21 protein-coding genes and 5 pseudogenes are annotated in these 25,401 nt (G+C 61.1%); 21 read left to right on the top strand and 5 right to left on the bottom strand.

Annotated features, from left to right (window positions below; genetic code table 11):
• Positions 1–82 precede the first annotated feature (82 nt).
• A complete protein-coding gene (locus NA637_RS13130; RefSeq protein ID WP_256072696.1) occupies positions 83–1,549 on the bottom strand; it encodes a DASS family sodium-coupled anion symporter in 1,467 nt (488 codons plus the stop codon).
• 171 nt (positions 1,550–1,720) lie between these two features.
• Between NA637_RS13130 and NA637_RS13125 the strand changes: the two are divergent.
• The 8 genes and pseudogenes from NA637_RS13125 to NA637_RS13090 form a co-directional block, all read left to right on the top strand.
• Positions 1,721–1,852, top strand: a pseudogene (locus NA637_RS13125) (helix-turn-helix domain-containing protein); the annotation flags it as partial.
• 167 nt (positions 1,853–2,019) lie between these two features.
• Positions 2,020–3,054 (top strand): annotated as a pseudogene (locus tag NA637_RS13120) (transposase).
• Positions 3,055–3,467: 413 nt separating this feature from the next.
• Complete coding sequence (locus tag NA637_RS13115; RefSeq protein ID WP_272889024.1) at positions 3,468–5,000, top strand: flavin-containing monooxygenase; 1,533 nt, start codon at positions 3,468–3,470, stop codon at positions 4,998–5,000.
• A gap of 105 nt (positions 5,001–5,105) precedes the next feature.
• A complete protein-coding gene (locus NA637_RS13110) occupies positions 5,106–6,293 on the top strand; it encodes a serine hydrolase domain-containing protein (protein ID WP_256072695.1) in 1,188 nt (395 codons plus the stop codon).
• Between the two features lie 36 nt (positions 6,294–6,329).
• Positions 6,330–6,641, top strand: a complete 312-nt coding sequence (locus NA637_RS13105) for an EthD family reductase (RefSeq protein ID WP_256072694.1) — start codon at positions 6,330–6,332, stop codon at positions 6,639–6,641.
• Positions 6,642–6,733: 92 nt separating this feature from the next.
• A pseudogene (locus NA637_RS13100) lies at positions 6,734–7,277 on the top strand (transposase).
• A 27-nt stretch (positions 7,278–7,304) separates the two neighbouring features.
• Complete coding sequence (locus tag NA637_RS13095; protein ID WP_256072693.1) at positions 7,305–7,895, top strand: SDR family NAD(P)-dependent oxidoreductase; 591 nt, start codon at positions 7,305–7,307, stop codon at positions 7,893–7,895.
• The gene (locus NA637_RS13090) at positions 7,792–8,079 is read left to right on the top strand and encodes an SDR family oxidoreductase (RefSeq protein ID WP_256072692.1); all 288 of its coding nucleotides are present in this window, start codon (positions 7,792–7,794) and stop codon (positions 8,077–8,079) included. Before NA637_RS13095 ends, NA637_RS13090 begins: the two co-directional genes overlap by 104 nt.
• Positions 8,080–8,136: 57 nt before the next feature.
• Here the strand turns inward: NA637_RS13090 and NA637_RS13085 are convergent, their stop codons facing one another.
• Positions 8,137–8,337 carry a hypothetical protein gene (locus NA637_RS13085; RefSeq protein ID WP_256072691.1) on the bottom strand — a complete coding sequence of 67 codons (201 nt, stop codon included), beginning with the start codon at positions 8,335–8,337 and terminating at the stop codon, positions 8,137–8,139.
• On the opposite strand from NA637_RS13085, the pseudogene NA637_RS25700 reads away from it, so the two are divergent.
• From NA637_RS25700 to NA637_RS13070, 3 genes and pseudogenes are all read left to right on the top strand, one after another.
• Positions 8,308–8,655 (top strand): annotated as a pseudogene (locus NA637_RS25700) (transposase); the annotation flags it as partial. The gene NA637_RS13085 and the pseudogene NA637_RS25700 overlap by 30 nt on opposite strands.
• Before the next feature lie 313 nt (positions 8,656–8,968).
• Complete coding sequence (locus NA637_RS13075; protein WP_256072690.1) at positions 8,969–9,367, top strand: MATE family efflux transporter; 399 nt, start codon at positions 8,969–8,971, stop codon at positions 9,365–9,367.
• 91 nt (positions 9,368–9,458) lie between these two features.
• Positions 9,459–10,421 (top strand): LysR family transcriptional regulator, encoded by a 963-nt coding sequence (locus NA637_RS13070; RefSeq protein ID WP_272889020.1) that lies wholly within the window; start codon positions 9,459–9,461, stop codon positions 10,419–10,421.
• On the opposite strand, the gene NA637_RS13065 is transcribed toward NA637_RS13070, so the two are convergent.
• Complete coding sequence (locus NA637_RS13065) at positions 10,375–10,578, bottom strand: PA3496 family putative envelope integrity protein (RefSeq protein ID WP_256072689.1); 204 nt, start codon at positions 10,576–10,578, stop codon at positions 10,375–10,377. The genes NA637_RS13070 and NA637_RS13065 overlap by 47 nt on opposite strands.
• 104 nt (positions 10,579–10,682) lie before the next feature.
• Positions 10,683–11,549, bottom strand: coding sequence for a transcriptional regulator HexR (gene hexR, locus NA637_RS13060; RefSeq protein ID WP_256072688.1), 867 nt, complete (start codon positions 11,547–11,549; stop codon positions 10,683–10,685).
• Between the two features lie 160 nt (positions 11,550–11,709).
• Between hexR and zwf the strand changes: the two genes are divergently transcribed.
• The 7 genes and pseudogenes from zwf (at position 11,710) to yegQ (ending at position 20,519) form a co-directional block, all read left to right on the top strand.
• Complete coding sequence (gene zwf / locus NA637_RS13055; protein ID WP_336605502.1) at positions 11,710–13,152, top strand: glucose-6-phosphate dehydrogenase; 1,443 nt, start codon at positions 11,710–11,712, stop codon at positions 13,150–13,152.
• Positions 13,153–13,759: 607 nt separating this feature from the next.
• Positions 13,760–14,287, top strand: a pseudogene (gene ectA / locus NA637_RS13050) (diaminobutyrate acetyltransferase); the annotation flags it as partial.
• Between the two features lie 63 nt (positions 14,288–14,350).
• A complete protein-coding gene (gene ectB / locus NA637_RS13045; protein ID WP_256072716.1) occupies positions 14,351–15,628 on the top strand; it encodes a diaminobutyrate--2-oxoglutarate transaminase in 1,278 nt (425 codons plus the stop codon).
• 12 nt (positions 15,629–15,640) lie between these two features.
• Positions 15,641–16,036 (top strand): ectoine synthase, encoded by a 396-nt coding sequence (locus NA637_RS13040; protein ID WP_256072687.1) that lies wholly within the window; start codon positions 15,641–15,643, stop codon positions 16,034–16,036.
• Between the two features lie 236 nt (positions 16,037–16,272).
• Positions 16,273–17,181: an ectoine hydroxylase gene (gene thpD / locus NA637_RS13035; protein ID WP_256072714.1), complete on the top strand. Its 909-nt coding sequence runs from the start codon at positions 16,273–16,275 to the stop codon at positions 17,179–17,181.
• Positions 17,182–17,284: 103 nt separating this feature from the next.
• On the top strand, positions 17,285–18,715 hold the full coding sequence (locus NA637_RS13030) for an aspartate kinase (RefSeq protein WP_256072685.1): 1,431 nt from the start codon (positions 17,285–17,287) through the stop codon (positions 18,713–18,715).
• A gap of 430 nt (positions 18,716–19,145) precedes the next feature.
• Positions 19,146–20,519: a tRNA 5-hydroxyuridine modification protein YegQ gene (yegQ, locus tag NA637_RS13025; RefSeq protein ID WP_256072684.1), complete on the top strand. Its 1,374-nt coding sequence runs from the start codon at positions 19,146–19,148 to the stop codon at positions 20,517–20,519.
• A gap of 24 nt (positions 20,520–20,543) precedes the next feature.
• Here the strand turns inward: yegQ and NA637_RS13020 are convergent, their stop codons facing one another.
• Entirely contained in the window at positions 20,544–20,855 is a 312-nt protein-coding gene (locus NA637_RS13020) for a hypothetical protein (RefSeq protein ID WP_256072683.1), read from the bottom strand.
• Positions 20,856–20,935: 80 nt separating this feature from the next.
• Here NA637_RS13020 and uvrD point away from each other — a divergent pair, with 80 nt between their 5' ends.
• The 3 genes from uvrD (at position 20,936) to NA637_RS13005 (ending at position 25,258) form a co-directional block, all read left to right on the top strand.
• Positions 20,936–23,125 carry a DNA helicase II gene (gene uvrD, locus NA637_RS13015; RefSeq protein ID WP_256072682.1) on the top strand — a complete coding sequence of 730 codons (2,190 nt, stop codon included), beginning with the start codon at positions 20,936–20,938 and terminating at the stop codon, positions 23,123–23,125.
• 55 nt (positions 23,126–23,180) lie between these two features.
• A complete protein-coding gene (locus NA637_RS13010; protein WP_256072681.1) occupies positions 23,181–24,290 on the top strand; it encodes a TRAP transporter substrate-binding protein in 1,110 nt (369 codons plus the stop codon).
• A gap of 134 nt (positions 24,291–24,424) precedes the next feature.
• Positions 24,425–25,258 carry a Tim44 domain-containing protein gene (locus NA637_RS13005; RefSeq protein WP_256072680.1) on the top strand — a complete coding sequence of 278 codons (834 nt, stop codon included), beginning with the start codon at positions 24,425–24,427 and terminating at the stop codon, positions 25,256–25,258.
• Positions 25,259–25,401: the final 143 nt, after the last annotated feature.

Below are 25,401 nucleotides of genomic sequence, written 5' to 3'. Positions count from 1 at the left end.
GGCTGAAGTACGGTAAACCGCTGGGCGCCAACGCGCCTGCCACGCATAAAAATAAGCTAAAAGGCGAATGGTAAAAACCATTTCAATAATGGCCCAGCAGCTTCCACCACAAGCCGCCGACCACTACCCAGATAACCAGATTCACTACGCTCATGATGAAGCCCGCTTTCCACCACTCGCCCAGCGTCAGGTAGCCCGAGCCAAAAATAACGGGCGATGTGCCTGTCGCATAGTGAGTTAAGGTCATCATGATGGAGGAAGTGGCGGCCATGATCAGTACAAACGGCATGGGTGGTGCACCGAGCGTTAACCCGACGGTAAGAAAAGCCGCCATCATGGCAGTGATATGCGCGGTGGTGCTGGCGAAGAAATAGTGGGTGTAGAGAAAGGTTAGCACGAGCAGGGCGGAAGCACCCATCCAGCCGATACCCATCATGGTTATCCAGTTCTGCATGTTGGTGGAGAACCAGTCGATCAAGCCGGTCTGGTTGAGCTGGGTTGCCATCATGATTAGGGCGCCGAACCAGAGTAGGGTATCCCAGGCGTTCTTTTCCGCCAGCACATCGTCCCAGGTTAAGACGCCGGTCAGCAGTAGGATCGATAGCCCAATAAACGCAGAGGTGGTGGTGTTGAGGGTGACGGCATCGCCCAGAAATAGCGCTGGGATATCCGCCCATAGCAGCAAGAGAACCAGGAAGACAAACAGCATAATGCCTTCATGTCGGCTGATCTTGCCCATTTCGGCAAGTTTATCGCGTGCCATCTGCGTGGCGTGGGGTGTCTGTTTTATTTCCGGCGGATAAAGCAGGTAAAGGATATAGGGCATGGCCAGGATCGCTACCAAACCAGGTAACAGCATGGCGAGCGCCCAGGTCATCCAGCTCAGTTGAATTTCCGCCCCGGTGGCGATTGAAATTAGCTGAACGGTTAACGGGTTAGGAGCAGTAGCCGTGACAAACATCGCCGAGGTAATCGGGTTGCTGTGATAGTTCACCAGCGCCAGGTATTTGCCAATTTTGCTCGAAGTGCCGTCTTCCGGGCATGAGTCAAAGCCTTTGGCAACAGAGCGCATGATGGGGTGCATGATCCCGCCACCACGAGCGGTATTGCTCGGGGTGACGGGGGCAATGGCGAGCTCGGAAAAAGCCAAACTATAGCCGATCCCCAGCGTCTTCTTGCCGAAGAGGGAGATGAAATAGTAGCCGATACGTGCCCCCAGCCCTGACTTAATCAGTCCTCGGGAAATCATAATCGATATGGCGATTAACCAGATCAGCGAGTTGGAGTAGCTGCTTAGCGCATCGCTAATGGCAGCGCCCGGATTATCGCTGGTCACCCCGCTCGCCGCCACGACGGAAATAGCAATGACTGAAATAGCGCCGATAGGCATTGCCTTGCCAATAATCGCGGCGATCGTCCCCACGAAAATAGCCAGCATCAGCCAGGCATCAGAAGTGAGGTCTTCCGGCAACGGAATAACTAACCAGATCAGCAGAGTTATGACCACCGCAATAAGGGTTGGCCAGGGTTTGAAAGGCAGCGTCGGCATCGTGGAACCTTATAGCGTAAGTAGATGGCTACGGCACGCTCACAGGCAATAAAGCAGTGCTTGAATTGCTGTTTAAGTTTATGTTGGGTCGATGCTTGCCGGCTTGCTCCAAGTCATGGCGGCCGCGGAAACTGAGTGCAACACCTGGCCTTTGCGGCAAGGTGCTGCCCCATGTCATATCAAGAACTCAGCATAGAAGAACGCGCCACGATCCAGGTAAGTCGCTTGCATGGCATGGACCGGCGAGAGATTGCCCGGTTGCTTGGTCGAAGCCCCTCCAGGATCAGTCGTGAACTGCGACGTACGTAAATCCAGGCAAATTCTCTTGACCATGGGGCCCACCATAGATCTCCCAGCCGACAATCTGCGGCGCGCCGGCGACGATCGAGTGGGAGTGACCGGAACTGGCTGGCATCTGGCACTGGCTGCCATCACGCTGTGGCTTCAAGATTCCGCAGTTGAACGATAGGCTGAAAACACAGCATTGCAAGGCGGATCATGCCCGCGCTGCGGCGGCCAGGACAACCGTCCGGGACGAGGATGCGGGTCGTTACCAGCGCCACCGTCCCGAGTAAACCCTGCGCTGTCGGATCGTCGAAGAATACTGCCCGGCGTTCGCTGGCCATTGGGCGGAGCAGGGCGGGGAACTGCCGGATTACATGCGCCTCGAGTTCGAGGACTACCTGCGATGCTGCCGTCTCGAGCACGGGTTTCTGCGGGTGCGCTGCGAGTCCTGTCACGCCGAGCATCTGGTTGCATTCAGCTGCAAACGTCGCGGCTTAGGAACTCATCCAACGGGCGCACACCATCGCCCATCGGCTCGGGCGCTTCCTGGAGCGCCAGGGCCTGCTGGAGCGGGATGCCGAAAACAGCGACCTGAGCGGGGATGCGGTGGATGACGGTTCCATGAGCCCATTGTGCGGTCACTCGATCCCATATCGCATCGCCGAGTCCTTTCCAATCCTGAAATGAGCCTGAAGGAAGGTGGTAGGTGGTTGCCTGGCAGGCGCCGCCCGCCTGTGATCCAGAAGGTCAAGTCGGCGACACGGTCGGCAAAGTGGCTGGCTTCTCGCGGCACGCCGGCGTGGCGGCCAAGGCCCATGAGCGCCAGAAACTGGAACGGCTGCGCCGCTATATCAGCCGCCCGGCGGTGTCGGAAAAGCGCCTGTCGCTCACGCCCAATGGCAACGTTCGCGACCAGCTCAAGACGCCGTACCGGAACGGCACCTCGCCTGTGATCTTCGGGCCTTTCGACTTCATCGCCCGGCTGGCCGTCCTGATGCCGAAGCCACGCGTGAGCTGGGCGCAGCGCCTCAAGCGGGCATTGCACATGGGTAGCGAGACCTGCCGGAAATGCGGCGGCGCCATGAACGGTCATCGCCGGCATCGAAGACCTGGTGGTGATCCAGAAGATCCTGAATAACCTGAAGGGAAAAAGTGAATATCCGAATGCGTTTCGATTGCCCGAGCGTCGCGGCCCGCCGCAAACGCGCTTATTCGGGTAAGGAAGATCCGTTCGGCAAAGACAAGGACGTTGCCGGCGACACCAGGCAAGGTGGCGCTCGGCTGACGGTTGGGTCTGAGAGGGTCACTGGGGCGGAAATGGCCGGGTTGGTTTGGGGTGGGACTGATTGTTCAATGAAATGGTGGTTTATGCTTCTTGACGGCTCATCGCTTGTTGCCTAGGGTAACAGTTGCTTGCATACGGCACATGCCTTCAAAGAAAGGTAATGACAACAATATTCAGCGGCCGGACAACGGCTGCGCCAAAGGAGAAGACGCCAATGGGTAGTGCGAAACAGAAAGTCGGCCGCCGCAATCCCATGCCGGCCGAACTGGACGCGCTGGTGATCGGTACCGGAGTAGCCGGGTTGTATCAGCTGCATCAACTGCGCGGCCTGGGGCTTACGGCCCACGCCTGCGACACCGCGGCGGATGTGGGGGCACCTGGTACTGGAACCGTTATCCCGGCGCCAAGTTCGACAGCGAATCCTATATCTACCAATATCTCTTCGATGAAAGTCTCTACAAGGACTGGACCTGGAGCGAGCGCTTCCCCGGTCAGCCGGAGATCGAGCGCTGGATGCACTATGTCGCCGATCGGCTCGACCTGCGCCGTGATATCTCTTTCTCGACCATGATCACCAAGGCCACCTTTGACGAGGTGAGCGGCTTTTGGACGGTCGAGACCGACCAGGGCGATGTAGTTAAGACACGCTACCTGATTGGCTGCACCGGGATGCTCTCGGCGCCGCTGACTGACCGCTTCCCCGGACAGGCCAGCTTCAGGGGCGAGATCGTCCATACTGCGCGCTATCCACAACAGGGGCTGGAACTGAAAGGTAAGCGTGTCGCCGTGATCGGCACCGGCGCCACCGGTATCCAGGTGATCCAGACCATCGCGCCCGAGGTCGCCCACCTGACTGTCTTCGTCCGCACGCCGCAATACGTGCTGCCGATGAAAAACCCGAAATACGGGCCCGAAGAGACCGCATGGTACAAGGGCCGGTTCCAGGAGCTGAAGACCAACCTTCCCCGCACCTTCTCCGGCTTCGAGTACGACTTCGTGCACGCTTGGGCTGACCTGACGCCTGAGCGGCGCCGCGAACTCCTCGAGGAGGTCCACGCCGACGGCTCGCTCAAGCTCTGGCTCGCCTCCTTCGGTGAAATGTTCTTCGATGCCGAAATCAACGAGGAGGTCTCGGAGTTCGTCCGCGAGAAGATGCGCGCGAGGCTGAAGGATCCGCGGCTGATCGACATCCTGGTGCCCAAGCAGGAGGACTACGGCTTCGGCACCCACCGCGTGCCGCTGGAGTCCGGCTACCTGGAGACCTATCTGCGCGACAATGTGCAGGTGGTCAGCGTCCGCGACAACCCGATCGCCGAGATCGTGCCCGAGGGGGTCAGGCTCGAAGACGGCACGCTCCACGAAGTCGACACCATCATCATGGCGGTGGGCTTCGACGCCAGGTCGGGTGCGCTCTCGCGCATTGACATCACCGGTCGCGCCGGCATGAAGCTGGCCGAGGATTGGCGCAAGGACATCCGCACCACGATGGGGCTGATGAAACACGGCTTCCCCAACCTGTTCATGACCGGCGCCCCGCTCGCGCCCTCGGCCGCGCTGTGCAACATGACCACCTGCCTGCAGCAACAGACCGAATGGATCACCGACTGCATCCGTCACCTGCGCGAGACCGGCCAAGAGCTCATAGAGCCGACGCGGGAGGGTGAGGACGCCTGGGTCCGCCATCATGACGAAACGGCGAACGCCACCCTGGTCGCCAAGACAAATTCCTGGTACACGGGGGCGAACGTGCCGGGCAAGCCCCGGCGCGTCCTGTCCTATATCGGAGGGGTCGGCACCTATCGCGACAAGTGCGATCAAGAGGCCAGGCAAGGCTATCCCTCCTTCAGGATGAGCAAGGCCGGCCCCTCGCAGGCCGCCTGAGGCTGGGAGTCATCCGCCGCGCGCTCCGCTCCCCGAAGCGCGTTGCTGGCGGATGAAGAACCGAGAAGTGACATCAGTCATTGATCACAGGAGAAGAACAACAATATGAGCCATTCATTCAATGCCGATGACATCCTGAACAAGGTCGTCAACTCGCAGCCGCGCGTGCCGGGCGTAGTGGCGATGGTGACGGACCGCGAGAACAACATCTACGAGGGCGCCGCCGGCCTGCGCCGAATCGACGACGACGCAGCGATGACCACTGACGACGTCGTGGCGCTCTTCTCGACGACCAAGGCGATCACCGCGACGGCGGTGCTGCAGCTCGTCGAGGAGGGCAAGCTGGACCTCGACGCGCCCGCCAGTCAATACGTGCCCGAGATCGGCACGCTGAAGGTGATCGAGGGCTTCGACGCGGCCGGCGTGCCGATCCTGCGCGATCCGAAGCAGCCAGTGACGACCAAGCATCTGCTGCTGCACACCGCCGGTTTCGGCTACGACTTCTTCAACGAGACCTACAACCGGCTCGCCCAGGAAAAGGATCAGCCGAGCGTCATCACCGCGTCCAAGGCAGCGCTGATGACGCCGTTGCTGTTCGATCCCGGCGACAAATGGGAATACGGCACCAATATGGACTGGGCCGGCCAGGTGGTCGAGCGCATCACCGGCAAGCGCCTCGGCGAGGTATTCCAGAGTCGGATCTTCGAGCCGCTCGGCATCGAGGACATGAGCTTCGAGCTGAACGACCGCTTACGGGCCCGGCTGGCGGGCATGCATGCCCGCGGCGAAGACGGCTCGCTCACGGCGATGGACTTCGAACTGCCTGACAAGCCCGACATCCATATGGGCGGTCATGGGCTGTACGGCACGGTGGGCGACTACATGAAGTTCATCCGCATGTGGCTGAACGACGGGATGGGCGCCAACGGTCGCGTGCTGAAGCCCGAAACCGTCGCCATGGCCGCGAAGAACCAGCTGGGCGAGAAGAAGGTCGGCGCGCTGCCGGGCGTGATTCCATCGCTTGCGAACGACGCCGAATTCTTTCCCGGCCTGTCCAAGTCATGGTCCTACATCGCGATGGTCAACGACGAGCAGACCCCGACCGGTCGCCCCGCCGGTGCCCTTGGCTGGGCCGGTCTCGCCAACCTGTTCTATTGGATCGACCGAACCAACGGTTTCGCAGGCTTCTGGGCGACACAGATCCTGCCTTTTGGCGATGCGACGTCCTTCACCGGCTACCTGGAGTTCGAGAGCGCCTTTTATGCCTCTCTTAGCGCCGCAAATGCCGCCTGAACGGTCTAACAAACACAAAAACCAAGCGAGTAAAACATGATCAAGGTCAGCGTTCTTTACCCTAACAACGAAGGCACCACGTTCGACATGGCCTACTACTGCAACAGCCATATGCCGATGGTCCAGGAGAAGCTCGGCGCAGCCTGCAAACGCACAGCCGCAGAACAGGGCCTTGGTGGCGCGGCGCCAGGGTCAAGCGCGCCCTATATCGCCATGGGCCACCTCTATTTCGACTCGGCAGAAGCCTTCACGGCCGCCTTCGCCCCGCATGCGCAGGCCATCATGGGCGATGTGCCGAACTTCACCAACGTCGAGCCGATCGTGCAGGTCAGCGAAGTGAGGCTTTAGGGCCTGTTGACGTTTGGTAACAGGGAGATTTGGCAGGATAGGGGCAAGCTCGCAGAATATAGGTTTCGGCATCAACAAACTGCGAGCTTGCCATGCCCCGACAAATGCTCACGGATGAATACTGGTCGAAGCTGAAATCTATCCTGCTTCAATAAGGGATCTATGACAAGGCTGACCTGCGGTCACGGTGGAAGGCATCCTTGAGCGGATGCGCACCGGTTGTCAGTGGCGGGATCTACCCGAGGCTTTCGGGCGAACACCGTTTACAAGCGCTTCAACGCCTGGTCAGCTGTCGGGAAACTGATCGCGGTTTTCAACATGTTGATGGACTCCTTCGTCAAGGCACACCAGGACAGCACAGGGGCTGCCACGGAAGACGCAGAAGTCATTGGCAAAATTCGTGCAGGCAACACCCGCAAGATCCCTCTGAGCGCTGATGCCTATCCCTCGCGAACGCAACTCGGAAAAAGGAAATTCCAACCTGGACGGAGCGTATATAGCTATCGGCATCTCGTTGAGAATGCCTTTGCTCGATTGAGACCGTATCGCGCCATAGCGACGCGTTACGATAAGCTCAAGCGAAATTACGAAAGCATGATGGCCTGGCCTGCGGCTTTTTTTATGGTCCCCATGTGAAACGTCAACAGGCCCTAGGAGTGCACTATGTATCGAGTTAAAAATAAAGTTGCCCTGGTAACCGGCGGTGCTGTCGGGCTGGGCAAAGCCATTGCCGAGTCGTTGGCCGACGAGGGCGCGAAAGTGGTTATTACGGATTTGAAAGAGAAGGAAGGCCGCGAGGTCGTTAAAGGTATTGAGAAGAAAGGAGGCGAGGCGCTGTTTATCAAGCAGGACGTATCGCAGGAAGAGGAATGGAAACGTGTGGTTAAAAAGACGCTGGACACGTTCGGCCGCCTGGACGTGCTGGTCAACAATGCTGGCGTGGCGGTTAGTGGCAGCGTGGAGGAGACAACCTTGGATGAATGGCGGTGGCTGATGAGTGTCAACCTCGACGGGGTTTTCCTTGGTACGCGCGAGGCCGTGCTGGCCATGAAAGGCAACGAGAACGGCGGCAGCATCATCAACCTTTCCTCCATCGAAGGGCTGGTGGGCGACCCGAACCTGGCCGCCTATAACTCGAGCAAGGGGGGGGGTGCGGCTCCTGACCAAATCGACGGCCCTGCATTGCGCGAAGGCCGGGTACAAGATCCGCGTCAACTCCATCCACCCGGGCTTTATCTGGACTCCAATGGTTGAGAGCTACTTGTCGGAACAGGGCAGCGTGGAAGAGGGCCGCAAGGCGCTCGACAGCCTGCATCCGCTCGGCCACGTGGGCGAGCCCATGGACATCGCCTACGGGGTGCTTTACCTGGCCTCCGACGAATCGAAGTTCGTAACCGGCTCCGAACTGGTTATAGACGGTGGATATACGGCTCAATAAAACGCCGTCTAAGCTATCCCAAGGCCGCAGCGGTGGCCGTTGCGGCCTGTTTTATTTTCAAGAAAACAGGGAGGGGGGAACGCTTCGGGAATGCTTGGCCGCAATTCTGAGTGCAGCACCTGGTGCTGTCTCCATGAGGGCCACCGGCACCATGAACAGCGCAAGCGCGGACGCGTACGAAAGCCCCGTCAAGGCCAAGGCCGACAGCTGGAACGCGCCCGCCATCGCATGCGGGACCCCGAAGACGATGTAGAACACGACAATCGCCAGAGTGCCGACACCACGATCGGCGGGTTTTATCTCTTTCCAGTAGCGATCATAATCTCGTCAGCACGCGCGCCCAGCGCTGCCGGGTGCACAAAACGGCGAATGTGCTCGACCAGCTGCCCAAGCGCGTGCAGCCCAGGCCAAGTCCGCATGGCACGCGATCTCTGGCAGGCCAACACCCGCGCGCACGCCGAGGCCGCCTTCGATCGCTTCGTGGCGACCTACCAGAACGAATACCCCAAGGCCACTGATTGCCTGGCCAAGGACCGGGAGGCACTGCTGGCCTTCTACGATTTCCCGGCCGCGCATTGGCAGCATTTGCGCCACCACTACTTCGGTCGAATCGACGTTTGCCACGATTCGACTGCGAACGGCCAAGGCGCGCAACTGTGTCAGCGCCAGGAGCGGCTTGAGCCTCATGCACGAGCGGGCCATGAGCGCACAGAAACGCTGGCGGCGATTATGCGGTTTCAAGCAGATCGCGGATGTCATCAAGGGAGTAAGATTCGTCGACGGTGGCGACGCGCGAACCATCAGCAGGAAGGCCGCCTGAGATCAATGACGCCATACACCAGCTTTGCAAGTAACTCGCCCCCGCTTCGGCGCGGCTTTCTCATGGCTGATGCTGGCGCTGATCGGCGAGCTGCTGCGCGTGGGCATGCCGGTGGGCGTGGCGATCTTCGCCGAAGGTGTCGCTGTTCACGATGATCGCGCTGTTTTTGGCCGGCTACGACGAGATCGTGATCGCCGCGCCACGGTGGCGCTGAATTCCAGCTCAGGGCTGTTCATGCTGCCGCTGTCGCTCGGCATGGCGCTGAACGTGCGCGTGGGCCAGGCGCTCGGCACGGGCACGTATCGCCATGCGCGCTTCGTAACCTTCGACGGCGTGGCCTGGGCGCTGGCGGCGGCGTTCGTGATCGACCTGATCATCCTCGTCGGCGGGTCTTGGGCGGTGTCGCTGTGTACCGGCAACGTCGAAATCCAGCGCCTGGCCTTGCAGTTGCTGATCGCCACGCTCTGATTCAGCCAGGGCTGTGCGGGGTGGGGTGGGCCTTAGCGGCCTAGCAATCACAGAGCCGAAGCGGTGGGTCTCAACAGGAGTGGCGAAATCGATGCGAAAAAGCATGATGCGGATAACCTTGCGTCAGTTGCAGGTGTTCCGGGCGGTATGTGAAAGCCGCTCCTATAGTCGAGCGGCAGAAGAAATGGCGCTGACCCAGCCAGCAGTGAGCTTGCAGATTCGCCAATTGGAGGATCTGATCGGCCAGCCGCTGTTCGAGTATCTGGGCAGAAAACTCTACCTGACCGCCGCCGCCGAAGCGCTCCAGCGCGCCAGCACCGACATCTTTGGACGCCTGGACAGCCTGGATATGCAGCTGTCCGACATGCAGGGCTCGCTACAGGGTCAGCTGAATCTGGCGGTCGAGTCGAGCGCCAAATACATCACGCCGCACCTGTTTGCGGCCTTCAAACGCAAGCATCCAGAGGTCAGTCTGGAACTCGTGGTGGTCAATCACGCGCAGGCGGTTAAGCGCCTGTCGATCAGCCGCGACGATCTGCTGATCATGTCGCAGGTGCCAACTGACATGGATCTGGAGTTCATGCCATTCCTGAACAACCCCATCGTGGCGGTCGCACCGACTGATCATCCACTGAGCCAGGCGTCAACCCTGACCTTGCAGGACCTGACCGCCTACCCACTACTGGTCCGGGAGCCGGGTTCGGGCACGCGCAAGGCAGGCGAAGACTATCTGCGCCAGAAGCGTGCACATTTCGCTCAGACGATCCAGGTGGCATCACTGGACGCCCTGCGTGAAAGCGTCGTAGCAGGGCTCGGCGTAGCGCTGATGCCACGCCATGCAGTCCACTTGGAGCTGGCTCACGGCCTGCTGCGGGAGCTGCCAGTCGAGGAGCTACCGCTGTACCGCAGCTGGTGCGTGGTGCATCCCCGAGCCAAGCGGCTGAGCCCGGTGGCTCAGGCGTTCTGCACCTTTATCCGCGAAGAACGCGCGCAGATCATCGCCCTGGCTACGCGCTTTGACGGCTCGCAGGCAAAGCCTCAAGCAGCGGGCTGACCATCAGCAGGTCGGGAAACTCCATCAGTTGCGCATGCAGCTGGCGCTGCTCGTCGTAGCTTTCGATGGCACGGCGGAAGTGCATGCGGCGCTCGTCCAGCTGCTTGCGGCGGGCACGGGCATCGAGGTTGACGTGGGCTTCACGGTGCTGGGACATGCGCGGTCTCCGGAACAGGTGTCGGGAGAGCCCAGCATCGAAGCCCCGGGTGACGCTATGAGGACAAGCAGATGACGGAGCGATGAACGCCGCTCAAGCGCTCGTCAATCTTCGTGCGGCTTCACCGATTTCGGCGACAGACGCAGGCTGCGCAAGCTGCGCTTGACGCTCTTGAGGTGATTGACCAGGCTCGGACCACGCGCCATGGCGACCCCCATGGCCAGTACGTCGATGACCACCAGGTGGGCGATACGCGAGGTCAGCGGCGTATAGATCTCGGTGTCTTCCTGCACGTCGATGGCCAGGTTGATAGTCGCCAGTTCGGCCAGCGGGGTCTGGCTCGGACAGAGGGTGATCAGCGTGGCGCCGGATTCGCGGACCACATTCGCCGTGATCAGCAAGTCCTTGGAGCGGCCTGACTGGGAAATGCAGATCGCCACATCGGTGGGTTTCAGCGTCACCGCCGACATCGCCTGCATGTGCGGGTCGGAATAGGCCGCGGCGCTGAGCAGCAGGCGGAAGAACTTGTGTTGGGCATCGGTGGCCACCGCGCCGGACGCACCGAAGCCGTAGAACTCCACCCGCTCCGCCTTGGCCATGGCCGCGACCGCACGCTCCAGCGCATCGGAGTCGAGCTTTTCGCGCACTTCCATCAGCGTATGCAAGGTGGTATCGAAGATCTTCAGCGCGAAGTCGGTAACCGAATCGTTCTCACTGATGGCGAACTGGCCGAAGCTGGCGCCAGCGGCGAGACTTTGTGCCAGTTTCAGCTTCAGATCCTGGAACCCCAAGCACCCGATTGCGCGACAGAAGCGCACGATGGTCGGCTCGCTGACACCCACCACATGCGCCAGATCGGCCATGGAGCTGTGCATCACGGCGGCTGGATCGAGGAGCACATGGTCGGCCACCTTCAGCTCCGACTTGCGTAACGTACTTCTCGATTGGGCGATGTGTTGCAGCAGGTTCACGTGGCGGACTCGCTATGATCAATACCGGGCAAGCGTGGTCGAACGCTGTGGCTGCGCTCGCATGCGTCTTGCCGGCTGGGTGTAGTGGGCTTGTAGTTATACTACAAGACTCGCCGCATCGCCCACCTATCGAGTCTGCCCACCTTCTAGGAGTGATGCTGTGTCCATTTCCTGCGACATGCTGGTATTTGGCGGTACCGGCGATCTGGCGCTACACAAACTCATCCCTGCGCTCTATCACCTGCACCGTGAAAAGCGGCTGCACGACGATGTACGCATCCTCGCGATCGCCCGTCAGGATATCGACCGCGACGCTTACCTGACCCTGGCCGAGCGTCATTGCCGTGCCGAAATCGCGCGCACCGATTTCGAGGCCGACATCTGGAAAGCGTTCAGTCGGCGGCTCGATTACTTCGCCATGGATGCCAAACAGAGGGGCGAATTCGTTGGCTTGGCGCACCACCTTGGTCAGTCCGAGGGCCACGTGCTGGTGCATTATCTGGCGACCGCGCCGAGCCTGTTCGAACCCATTGCTTGCAACCTGGAAAGCGCGGGGCTTGCCGGCGAGAACGCGCGCATCGTGCTGGAAAAGCCCATCGGTCACTCACTGGATTCTGCACTGGCGATCAACGAAGCGATCGGAGCGGTGTTCCCTGAGCCGCGCATCTACCGGATCGACCATTACCTCGGCAAGGAAACCGTTCAGAACCTCATGGCGCTGCGTTTTGCCAATGCTCTGTTCGAGCCAATCTGGCGCAGCGGCCATATCGATCATGTGCAGATCACGGTGGCCGAAACCCTCGGCGTCGAAGAGCGCGGCAGCTATTACGATCACGCCGGCGCCATGCGCGACATGCTGCAGAACCATCTGCTGCAGCTGCTCTGCCTGGTCGCAATGGAAGCGCCGGTGCGTTTCGACGCCAAATCCATACGTGGCGAAAAGGTGAAGGTCCTCGAAGCCCTCAAGCCCATCACTGGCAACGACGTTCAGGACCAGACCGTGCGCGGTCAGTACGGCGCCGGCCGCATCGGTGGTCAGGACGTGCGAGCCTATTACTTCGAGAACGATGTCGACAACGACAGCGACACCGAAACCTTCGTCGCGGTAAAGGCCGAAATCGACAATTGGCGCTGGGCCGGCGTGCCCTTCTATCTGCGCACCGGCAAGCGCATGGCGAAGAAGCGCTCGGAAATCATCATCACCTTCAAGGAGGTGCCGCACAGGTTGTTCACCAAAGGCGAAGTGAACCGCCTGGTGATCCGTCTGCAGCCGGAGGAGAGCATCAGCCTGCAGCTCATGGCCAAGGCACCCGGTAAAGGGATGCAACTGGAGCCCGTCGAGCTCGATCTGAATCTGGCCCATGCGTTCAGCAGCACACGCCGCTGGGAGGCCTACGAGCGGCTGTTGCTGGACGTGATCGAAGGCGACTCGACATTGTTCATGCGCCGCGACGAGGTGGAAGCCGCCTGGAACTGGGTCGATCCGATCCTGCGCGGTTGGCACAGCCACTACCGCAAACCGCGGCCCTACCCGGCCGGCACCGATGGTCCCGAGCAGGCGCATCAGTTGATCGAGCACCAGGGCCGCCAGTGGTGGCGCTGAGGTCCGGCCGGAGCGCACTGCCGATCAAGCCCAGAACGCTTCCAGCATGCGGGACAGAGCGGCTTGCTGCATTTCGACACAACTAACGCAGCAGCCGCCATACAACTATTCAGAGCAACTCGCCAGAATCGCAGCAACCAACTCGCCATGAAAATTTCATCGAATGCGACGAAGTCGCCAATCTTCCGGAATAAGGGTCCAGATATCAGTCGCCGATATCTACGCCCCCTCACGGTAGTTTGCCAGCTGAATCCGGCGCATCCGGCCAGCCAACTTCCGTTACTTCAACAACAGTTTGCAGCAGTGCCAGCCGGGGGCACCGATGGCGGCGCCCAACTTCGCCACAGCGCTTGATTTTGCTGGCTTTGGAACAACTCTGCGGCACGCTCCAGCAGGGCACCTGGAGCACCACGCGGCAGCCGAAACACCCGCTGATTCGTCAGCCCAACTCACGGAAGACATCCGCCTCGATATGTAGCCGAATGCAGCGGGCATTTCGCGAGTTCGACAGAAAGTCCAAGCCGGCCGATATACGGCCAACTTCTACGATATCGGCGGTGAATCCAGGGTGATGATCGTCCGCTCGGGTTGAGATTAAATTTTCAATGTGTTTATCCTGATAAAGGATTCAATCAACAACCCCAAAGGATTTGTTTTGAGTATTCCTACCGTAACGCTCCGTCGCCCAACCGACAGCGACGGTTCCGCCCTCCATGATCTGGTAGCTCGCTGCCAGCCTCTGGATATCAATTCGGTGTACTGCAACCTTCTGCAGTGTTCCGACTTCGCTGATACCTCCATCGCGGCCGAAGATGCACACGGCCAACTGGTAGGTTTCATTTCCGGATATCGCCCACCCGCTCGCCCCGACACGCTGTTCGTCTGGCAGGTCGCGGTTGATGCTTCGATGCGCGGCCAGGGTCTGGCTCTGCGCATGCTGATGGCCCTGGTTACTCGGGTCGCCAGAGAACAGGGCGTCCGTCACCTGGAAACGACCATTTCGCCAGACAACGGCGCTTCGCAGGCGCTTTTCAAGAAAGCCTTCGCTCAGCTGGAGACCGAGTACAGCACCCGCACGCTGTTCTCCCGGGCCAAGCACTTCGCCGGCCAGCACGAGGACGAAGAGCTCTATCGCGCGGGTCCGTTCGTCGCCACCGACTCCAGAGAAAGAACCAGAGAAAGAATTCGAGGAAATTCCATGCAAACGTTTGAACTGCACGAATCCGGTGTTCGCAGTTACTGCCGCTCCTTCCCGGTGGTATTCAAGCAAGCCCGCGGCGCTGAACTGATCACCCGTGAAGGCAAGCACTACATCGACTTCCTAGCCGGCGCCGGCACGCTTAACTATGGCCATAACCACCCCGTGCTGAAGCAAGCGCTGCTCGACTACATCAGCGCCGACGGCATCACCCATGGCCTGGACATGTATTCCGAAGCGAAGGAGACCTTCCTGTCGACGTTCGACCGGCTGATCCTCAAGCCGCGCAACATGGACTATGTCATGCAGTTTACCGGCCCGACCGGCACCAACGCGGTCGAGGCCGCGCTGAAGCTGGCGCGCAAGGTGACTGGCCGCAACAACATCATCAGCTTCACCAACGGCTTCCATGGCTGCAGCATCGGCGCGCTCGCCGCGACCGGCAACAAGCATCACCGCGGCGCCGCCGGAGTACCGCTGACCGATGTCAGCCGCATGCCCTACGCCAACTACTTCGGCGACAAGGTCAACACCATCGGGATGATGGACAAGCTGCTGACCGACCCGTCCAGCGGCATCGACAAGCCGGCTGCAGTGATCGTTGAAGTGGTTCAGGGCGAAGGCGGTCTCAACGCGGCATCGGCCGAGTGGGTCCGCAAGCTGGAAAAGCTCTGCCGCAAGCACGAGATGCTGCTGATCATCGACGACATCCAGGCCGGCTGTGGCCGTACCGGCACCTTTTTCAGCTTCGAGGAGATGGGCATCAAGCCGGACATGATCACCCTGTCCAAGTCGCTGTCGGGCTACGGCCTGCCATTCGCCATGGTGCTGCTGCGCAAGGAGCTGGACCAGTGGAAGCCGGGCGAGCACAACGGCACCTTCCGTGGTAACAACCACGCCTTCGTCACCGCCGCTGCGGCCATCGAGCACTTCTGGAGCAATGACCAGTTCGCCAAGAGCGTCCAGGCCAAGGGCAAGCGCATCGCCGACGGTATGCACAAGATCGTGCGCCGTTATGGTCCCGATTCCTTGTTCGTCAAGGGCCGCGGCATGATGATCGGCATCAGCTGCCCGGATGGCGACACTGCCGCCGCCATCTGCCGCCACGCCTTCGAAAACGGACTGGTCATCGAAACCAGCGGCGCCCACAGCGAAGTGGTCAAGTGCCTTTGCCCGCTGATCATCAGCGAAGAGCAGATCGACAAGGCCATGAGCATTCTGGACAAGGCATTCGCCGCCGTGATGTCCGAACAGGACACCAACAAGGCCGCTTCTTGAGGAATTGAAAATATGATCGTACGTACTCTGGCTGACTGCGAGCAGTCCAACCGCAAAATCACCACCGAGACCTGGGACAGCACCCGCCTGTTGCTCAAGGACGACAACATGGGCTTCTCGTTCCATATCACCACCATCTATGCCAACACCGAGACGCATATCCACTACCAGAACCATCTGGAGTCGGTGTACTGCATCAGTGGCAATGGTGAAGTCGAGACCCTCGCCGACGGCAAGATCTACAAGATCGAGCCCGGCACCCTGTACGTCCTCGACAAGCACGACGAGCATCTGCTGCGCGGCGGCAGCGAGGACATGAAGATGGCCTGCGTCTTCAACCCGCCGCTCAACGGCAAAGAAGTGCATGACGAAAGCGGCGTCTACCCGCTGGAGGCTGAAACCGTCTAAGGCGCGTAACGCGTGTGCAGCTCGTAACAGCTATTTGATGGGTTGCACCCATCCTACGAAGCTCGGATGAAAACGCGCCGAGCGGTGTTAGCGCCGGCATCGATGTGGCGGGCGTCCAAAATCGTCGAATGGGCGCAGCAACCCGTCATTCATGCTCGGCGCCAACTGACACGCAGGATCGCACCTTGGCATTCGCGGCAATCGTCCAGCCCTAAGGAGAACCTAACGTGAACCCCGTGCAAGCCGACCTCTACCCTTCGCGCCAGCACGATGAACCCAGCTGGCAGAAGCGTCTGGATCCGGTTGTCTACCGCAGTGATCTGGCCAACGCCCCGATCGCACCGGACCTGATCGAACGCTTCGAGCGTGACGGTTATCTGGTCATTCCCAATCTATTCAGCGCCGAGGAAGTCGCGGTATTCCGCGAAGAACTCGAGCGCATGCGTCAGGACCCGGCAGTGGCCGACTCCGGCAAGACCATCCAGGAACCGGACAGCGGCGCAATCCGCTCGGTGTTCGCCATCCACGCCGACAATCCGCTGTTCGCCCGTGTCGCCAGCGACGAGCGCACCGCCGCGATCGCCCGCTTCATCCTGGGTGGGGATATCTATGTGCACCAGTCGCGGATGAACTTCAAACCCGGCTTCACCGGCAAGGAGTTCTACTGGCATTCGGATTTCGAGACCTGGCACGTCGAAGACGGCCTGCCGCGCATGCGCACCCTGAGCTGCTCGATCCTGCTCACCGACAACGAACCGCACAATGGTCCGCTGATGCTGGTCCCGGGATCGCACAAGCACTACATCCGCTGCGTGGGCGCGACGCCGGAGAACCACTACCAGAAGTCCCTGCGCAAGCAGGAGTTCGGCGTACCGGATCACGACAGCCTGACCCAACTGGCGGACCGTTATGGCATCGAGACCGCTACGGGCCCGGCGGGCAGTGTGGTGTTCTTCGACTGCAACACCATGCATGGCTCCAACAGCAACATCACGCCCAGCGCGCGCAGCAATCTGTTCTATGTCTACAACCACGTGGATAATGCCGCGCAGGCGCCGTTTTGCGGCCTTGAGCCACGCCCGGCCTTCGTCGCCGAGCGCGAGCATTTCGAGCCGCTGCAGATCCAGCCACAACGATATCTCTGAAATAGGTAACTCAGGCCCGCAACCAAACCGGGCCTGATCTTTGTTGGCGGCCAGATGGCGGCCCAGGGATGAAAATTCACCCCCAAGACGGGACGTTGAATCGATGCATACCGTAGAAAAAATCGGCGGCACATCCATGAGCCGCTTTGATGAAGTACTCAATAATATCTTTATCGGCCAGCGCAAAGGCGCCGCGCTCTATCAACGCGTCTTCGTGGTGTCGGCCTACAGCGGCATGACCAACCTGCTGCTGGAACACAAGAAGACCGGTGAACCCGGCGTCTACCAGCGCTTCGCCGATGCCCGCAACGAGGGCGCCTGGCTCGACGCGCTGGAAATCGTACGTGACCGCATGCTGGGCAAGAACGCCGAACTGTTCGCCAGCGAGTTCGAGCAACACGCGGCCAACCAGTTCATCAACTCGCGCATCGACGATGCCCGCGAATGCATGAGCAGCCTGCAGCGTCTGTGCGCCTATGGTCATTTCCAGCTCGACGAGCACCTGATGAAGGTCCGCGAGATGCTCGCCTCCCTCGGCGAAGCGCACAGTGCCTTCAACGCGGTGCTGGCGCTCAAGCACCGCGGCGTCAATGCCAGGATGGTCGATCTGACCGGCTGGCACCGCGACGCGCCGCTGCCTTTCGAAGAGATGGTCCGCCACAGCTTCGAAGAGGTAGACCTCAGCCGCGAGCTGGTCGTCGCCACCGGCTATACGCACTGCAGCGAAGGCCTGATGAACACCTTTGACCGAGGCTACAGCGAGATCACCTTCGCCCAGATTGCCGCTGCTACCGGCGCGCGCGAGGCGATCATTCACAAGGAATTCCACCTTTCCAGCGCCGACCCGAACCTGGTCGGTGCCGACACGGTCGTCACCATCGGCCGCACCAACTACGACGTCGCCGACCAGCTGTCGAACCTGGGCATGGAAGCGATCCATCCGCGTGCGGCCAAGACCTTGCGTCGCGCCGGCATCGAATTGCGCATCAAGAATGCCTTCGAGCCCGAGCACGCCGGCACCCTCATCAGCCAGGACTACAAGAGCGACCGGCCCTGCGTCGAGATCATCGCCGGCCGCAAGGATGTCTTTGGCATCGAAGTATTCGATCAGGACATGCTCGGCGACATCGGCTACGACATCGAGATCAGCAAGCTGCTCAAGCAGCTGCGTCTGTATGTGGTGAACAAGGACTCCGATGCCAACAGCATCACCTACTACGCCTCGGGCTCGCGCAAGCTTATCAACCGCGCCGCGCGATTGATCGAGGAGAAGTACCCGGCCGCCGAAGTCACCGTGCATAACGTCGCCATCGTCTCGGCGATCGGTTCGGACCTAAAGGTCAAGGGCATCCTGGCCAAGACCGTCGCGGCGCTGGCCGGTGCGGGCATCAGCATCCAGGCAGTGCATCAGTCGATCCGCCAGGTGGAGATGCAGTGCGTGGTCAATGAGGAGGACTACGGTGCGGCGGTGGCAGCCTTGCACCGCGCACTGATCGAGCCGGAAAACCATGGCGATGTGATCGCCGCAGCCTAAGCTACGGCTGCACCTGCCCGCCGGCCTTGGCTCTAGCCAGGGTCGGTGGCTCGTCGTCGGTCGTCGATGACGGTCTCTCGGAGATTTTGCGCCATCGGTGCCAGTGGCGAAAAACACCAACGCCAGCAACAGCTCAGAACAGCTGAAAGCCGCCTGCGCCAAGCAACAAACCGGCCCAGGCCTGCAAGCGCGACACCGCGCGACGGCTGCCCAGCTGCACGCACAGGTACAAGCCGGCTGCTAATGATGGAACTCGGCTGATAACGGGTTGGCTTGCACCGGAACTCGGTACGCTCGACTCAAGCCCTGTCTATGAGTGACTGGGGTCAGCCGCAGGAGTTCTCCATCGTCTTGACCTGACCGGGCGAAAAGCGCCGGCCAACTCAGTAGAATCCGCACAATTTCTGCTGGTATACAGAGCCGCCGCACCATGACCCACCCTCGCACCGAATTGCTGTCGCCCGCCGGCACCCTGAAATCCATGCGCTACGCCTTTGCCTACGGCGCCGACGCGGTCTACGCCGGGCAGCCGCGCTACAGCCTGCGCGTGCGCAACAACGAATTCGACCACGCCAACCTGCGCCTGGGGATCGACGAGGCGCATGCCCAGGGCAAGCAGTTCTACGTGGTGGTCAACATCGCGCCGCACAACGCCAAGCTGCGCACCTTCATCAAGGATCTCGAGCCGGTGCTCGCCATGGGCCCGGATGCGCTGATCATGTCCGATCCCGGTCTGATCATGCTGGTTCGCCAGCATTTCCCCAAGATGACCATTCACCTCTCGGTGCAGGCCAACGCAGTGAACTGGGCCAGCGTCGAGTTCTGGCGTCAGCAGGGCCTGACCCGCGCCATCCTCTCGCGCGAGCTGTCGCTGGAAGAGATCGGCGAGATCCGTGGAAAGGTGCCGGGCATGGAGCTGGAGGTCTTCGTTCACGGCGCGCTGTGCATGGCTTACTCCGGCCGCTGCCTGCTCTCCGGCTACATCAACAGGCGCGACCCCAACCAGGGTTCCTGCACCAACGCCTGCCGCTGGGAATACAAGGCGCACGAAGGCAAGGAAGACGAGCTGGGCAATATCGTCCAGCAGTATCATCAGCCGATCCCCGTGCAGCAGCTTGGGGCAGGCGCCATCCAGCCGACCCTGGGTGCCGGCGCGCCGACCGATCAGGTCTTCCTGCTCGAAGGCAGCGGCCATCCCGGCGAAATGATGGAAGCATTCGAGGACGAGCACGGCACCTACATCATGAACTCCAAGGACTTGCGTGCCGTCCAGCATGTCGAGCGGCTGGTGCAGATGGGCGTGCATTCACTGAAGATCGAAGGCCGGACCAAATCCCACTACTACGTGGCGCGCACCGCCCAGGTCTACCGCAAGGCCATCGACGATGCGGTGGCCGGTCGGCCATTCGACAAGTCATTGATGGATACCCTGGAATCGCTGGCCCACCGCGGCTACACCGAGGGCTTCCTGCGCCGCCATGTGCACGACGAGTACCAGAACTACGAACGTGGCTTCTCGCTCTCGGAGCGCCAGCAGTTCGTCGGCGAACTGACCGGCGAACGGCGCAACGGGCTGGCCGAAGTGATCGTCAAGAACCGCTTCGCCGTCGGCGACCGCCTGGAGTTGATGACCCCGCAGGGCAACCTGAATTTCCGCCTGGAGGCGCTGGAAAACAAGCGGGGTGAACGCGCCGAAGTGGCGCCCGGCGACGGGCATGTGCTCTATCTGCCCGTACCGGAAAGCGTCGATCTGCAACATGCGCTGCTGATGCGTGAGCTGGGTGAAAGCACAACTCGCGGCTAGCAAGGCAGGTGCAGCAAAGCAGCTTCAGGCTCGCTTGCTGAGGTAGCGCAGGCGCTCCTCGACCTGGCGCCTGACGCTGAGATCGGAGAAGAACGCGACCACATCGGTGACGTTGCCGAGCCGATCATGCACCACTGGCATCTGTGCCCACTGCGGGCAGACCTCACCATTCTTGCGGGTCTCGATCAGCTCGCCTTGCCAGATACCGTGCTGCCCCAGGCTTTCGCGAATAACCGAATGTTGCTGGCGGCGCCAGCAGGGCGACGCTTCTTCCGTCAACAGGTCGATGACCAGAGCCCGGCCCGGCGCCCGGCGCTGCCTGTCCTCTCCCAGCAAGCCCTCTGTCTGCGCATGGCTTCACGGACGTCCGTCCGTTGCACGAGCCAGCCGGGCCGGTTTATGGCTAGAATGCGCCCATGCATGACGATCTCTCCCTCCTCCTGAACTCCCTCAACGATGCCCAGCGCCAGGCCGTGGCCGCACCGCTGGGTCGTCACTTGGTCCTTGCCGGTGCCGGCTCGGGCAAGACCCGTGTGCTGGTGCACCGCATCGCCTGGCTGCACCAGGTCGAGCGCGCCTCGCTGCATTCGATCCTGTCGGTGACCTTTACCAACAAGGCCGCTGCCGAGATGCGCCAGCGCATCGAGCAGTTGATGAAGGTCAACCCGCAAGGCATGTGGGTCGGCACCTTTCACGGCCTTGCGCACCGCTTGCTGCGTGCTCACTGGCAGGAAGCGAAGTTGGCGCAGAACTTCCAGATCCTCGATTCGGACGACCAGCAGCGCCTGGTCAAGCGTGTGATCCGCGAACTCGGTCTCGACGAGCAGCGCTGGCCGGCACGCCAGGCCCAGTGGTGGATCAACGGACAGAAGGACGAAGGTCTGCGGCCCAAGCACATCCAGCCCAGCGGCGACCTGTTTCTGGCGACGATGCTGAGCATCTACCAGGCCTATGAAGAGGCCTGCGCGCGTGCCGGCGTCATCGATTTTTCCGAGCTGCTGTTGCGCGCGCTGGATTTGTGGCGCGATAACCCGGGCCTGCTCGATCATTACCAGCGGCGCTTCCGCCACATCCTGGTGGACGAGTTCCAGGACACCAACGCGGTGCAGTACGCCTGGTTGCGTTTGCTGGCCAAGGGCGGCGACAGCCTGATGGTGGTGGGCGACGATGACCAGTCGATCTATGGCTGGCGCGGCGCACGAGTGGAAAACCTGCACCAGTTCAGCGAAGACTTCCAGGACGCCGTAACCATCCGCCTGGAACAGAACTACCGCTCCACCGCCTGCATCCTCAAGGCCGCCAACGCGCTGATCGCCAACAACCAGGGCCGTCTGGGCAAGGAACTGTGGACCGAAGGCTGCGAGGGCGAGCCAATCAGCCTGTATGCCGCCTTCAACGAGCACGACGAAGCGCGCTACGTGGTCGAGAGCATCGAGAAGGCCATCCGCGAGGGCATGAGCCGTAGCGAGATCGCCATCCTCTACCGCTCAAACGCGCAGTCGCGGGTGCTCGAAGAAGCCTTGCTGCGTGAACGCATCCCCTATCGGATATACGGCGGCCAGCGCTTCTTCGAGCGCGCCGAGATCAAGAACGCCATGGCCTACCTGCGCCTGATCCAGGCCCGTGACAACGACGCGGCACTGGAGCGGGTGATCAACGTGCCGGCCCGCGGCATCGGCGAAAAAACCGTCGAATGCCTGCGTCAGCTGGCCCGCCAAGAGAGCACATCGATGTGGGCGGCGCTGCACCAGGCGGTCGGCACCAAGGTAGTCTCGGGCCGTGCGGCGAGCGCGCTGAACGGTTTCGTCGAACTGATCGACACCCTTGCCCTGAAAGTCGAGGGCATGCAGCTGCACAACATGGCGCAGCTGGTCATCGAACAATCCGGGCTGCTCGCTTACCACCGCGACGAGAAGGGCGAGAAAGCTCAGGCACGGGTGGAAAACCTCGAGGAACTGGTCTCCGCTGCACGCGCCTTCGACAACTACAGCGAAGACCAGGAAGACGAGCAGACACCGCTGGCGGCCTTCCTCGATCACGCCTCGCTGGAGGCCGGCGAGCAGCAGGCCGGCGACCACGAAGACAGCGTGCAGCTGATGACCCTGCACAGCGCCAAGGGTCTGGAGTTTCCGCTGGTGTTCCTGGTCGGCATGGAAGAAGGCCTGTTCCCGCACAAGATGAGCCTGGAAGAACCCGGCCGTCTGGAAGAGGAACGCCGCCTGGCCTATGTCGGCATCACCCGTGCCATGCAGCAGCTGATCATCACCTACGCCGAAACTCGGCGCTTGTACGGCAGCGAGACCTACAACAAGATCTCGCGTTTCGTTCGCGAACTACCCCCGGCACTGGTCAGCGAAGTGCGCCTGCGTAATACCGTCAGTCGCAGCTTCACCACACGCGGCATGGGTGGCGGCTCGCTGTTCGACGGCGCCAATGTGCCGGATACCCCGTTCAACCTCGGTCAGCGGGTCCGCCATTCGCTGTTCGGCGAAGGCACCATCCTCAACTTCGAAGGTTCCGGCGCCCAGGCCCGGGTGCAGGTGAATTTCGAAAGTGAAGGAAGCAAGTGGCTGATGCTCAGTTATGCCAAACTGGAACCGCTATAACGTTTACGTGAACCTGTACCAATACTAATAAAATTCGCCAAAGGAAATAGCCTTCATGAAACGCCGTCACTTGTTTGGTGCCGTCGCTGCCCTGCTTGCCTCCCTCAGCCTCGCAGGCTGCAACGACGAGAAGAAAGTCGAATCCACCGCCGAGCCGCAAGCCACCACCAGCGAAGCACCCAAGAGCTATCACTGGAAAATGGTTACCACCTGGCCAAAAAATTATCCAGGCCTGGGCACTGCCGCCCAGCGCCTGGCCGATAGGGTCAACGCCATGAGCGACGGCCGGCTGACCATCAAGGTTTACGCCGGTGGCGAGCTGGTGCCCGCGTTGGAAGTCTTCGATGCCGTCTCGCGCGGCACCGCCGAGCTTGGCCACGGCCCCGCGTATTACTGGAAGGGCAAGGTGCCCACCGCGCAGTTCTTCACCTCGGTTCCGTTCGGTCTTTCCACTAGCGAGATGAATGCCTGGCTGACCCGCGGCGGTGGTCAGGAGTTCTGGGACGAAGCCTACGCGCCCTACGGCGTCAAACCCATGGTGGTGGGCAATACCGGCATGCAGATGGGCGGCTGGTTCAACAAGGAAATCAATTCGCTCGACGACCTCAAGGGTCTGAAGATCCGCACGCCCGGCCTGGGTGGCGAAGTGCTGAGTCGACTCGGCGCGACCACCGTCAACATGCCGGGCGGAGAGATCTTTACCGCGCTGCAGACGGGCGCGATCGATGCCACCGACTGGGTCAGCCCTTACAACGATCTCGCCTTTGGCCTGCACAAGGCCGCCAAGTACTATTACTACCCCGGCTGGCAGGAGCCACAGGCGGTGCTGGAGCTGCTGGTCAACCAGAAGGCGCTCGACAGCCTGCCGGACGACTTGCGCGCGATCCTAACCGAAGCCGCGCTCGCCGCCAGCCGCGACATGATCGACGATTACGTTTATAACAACGCCATGGCACTCGAGCAGCTCAAGCAACAAGGTACGCAACTCAAGCGCTTTCCTGACGCGGTGCTGAACGCCATGCGCGAGCAGTCCGATGTCGTCCTAGGCGAACTGGCCGCGCAGAGCGAGCTGAATGGCCGCATCTGGGCCTCGATGAAGGCGTTCCAGGCGCAGGTCAAGCCGATGCACGAGATCTCCGAGAAAGAGTTGTATAACTGGCGTTGAGGCAGACGACCCGTTGCGCTTGCCGGTGTGTCGGCAAGCGCAACGGAGCAAAAGCCCGAAACACTCTGCAACTGGCGCGCCCGGACCGGGCCGTGCACCATCTGCTCCGAATGTTCATTACTCAGGAATACCAAATGCAACGTGTGCTCAGCTTATTCATGGCGCTGTGTATCGGCCTGACCCTTAGCCTCGACGTTCACGCCAAGCGTTTCGGCGGCGGCAAGAGCTTCGGCTCGGCGCCCAGCCATCAGACTCGCCAGGCACCTCAACAGACTCAGGCAGCGCCCAACCAGGCAGGCAAGACCCCGGCCGCTGCCAGTGGCGCGTCGCGTTGGCTGGGTCCGCTGGCCGGTCTCGCCGCAGGTGGCCTGTTGGCTTCGATGTTCATGGGAGATGGCTTCGAAGGCATCCAGTTCATGGACATCCTCATCTTCGGCGGTATCGCCTTCCTGCTGTTCCGCTTCCTCGCCGCCCGTCGTCGCCAGCAGCAACCGGCCGTGGCCGGCCATGCGCCGATGCAGCGCGAGATGCCTGCGCAACCGTCGATCTTCGGTGGCAGCGCCACATCCGCAGCGGCTGCACCGGTGATCAACGCCCCCGCCTGGTTCAACGAGCAGAATTTCGTGGCCGCGGCGCGCGAGCACTTCCTGTCGCTCCAGCAGCACTGGGATGCCAACGAGATGGACAAGATCGCCGAGTTCGTCACGCCGCAGTTGCATGAGTTCCTCAAGCGCGAGCGGGCCGAGATCGGCGACGCCTATCAGGCCACCTACGTTGACGACCTGCAGGTCCAGCTTGATGGCGTGGACGATCAGGCCGACAAGACCATCGCCACCCTCACCTTCGTGGGCGTATCGAAGAATTCGCGCTTCGACCAGGGCGAGCCCTTCAGCGAAAGCTGGCGCATGGAACGTGCGCAAGGCGAGAACCAGCCGTGGCTGGTTGCGGGAATCCGCCAGAACGCCTGACACGCGTAGACGAAATGAAGAACCCGGGCTTGCCCGGGTTTTTTCATTGGTGCGCCAGGCATATGGCGCATTGCGCATAAGCGCAACTGGCTTGGCTGTGGTGGTCAAGCGGGTGACTTGGAGATGAAAGCCCTCTACACATC

Origin of the sequence: Stutzerimonas stutzeri (genome assembly GCF_024448935.1) — a bacterium.
Classification (GTDB): Bacteria; Pseudomonadota; Gammaproteobacteria; order Pseudomonadales; family Pseudomonadaceae; genus Stutzerimonas; species Stutzerimonas stutzeri_AO.
The sequence above is the reverse complement of the archived record's forward strand: the minus strand, read 5'-3'. Positions and strand labels throughout refer to the sequence as shown.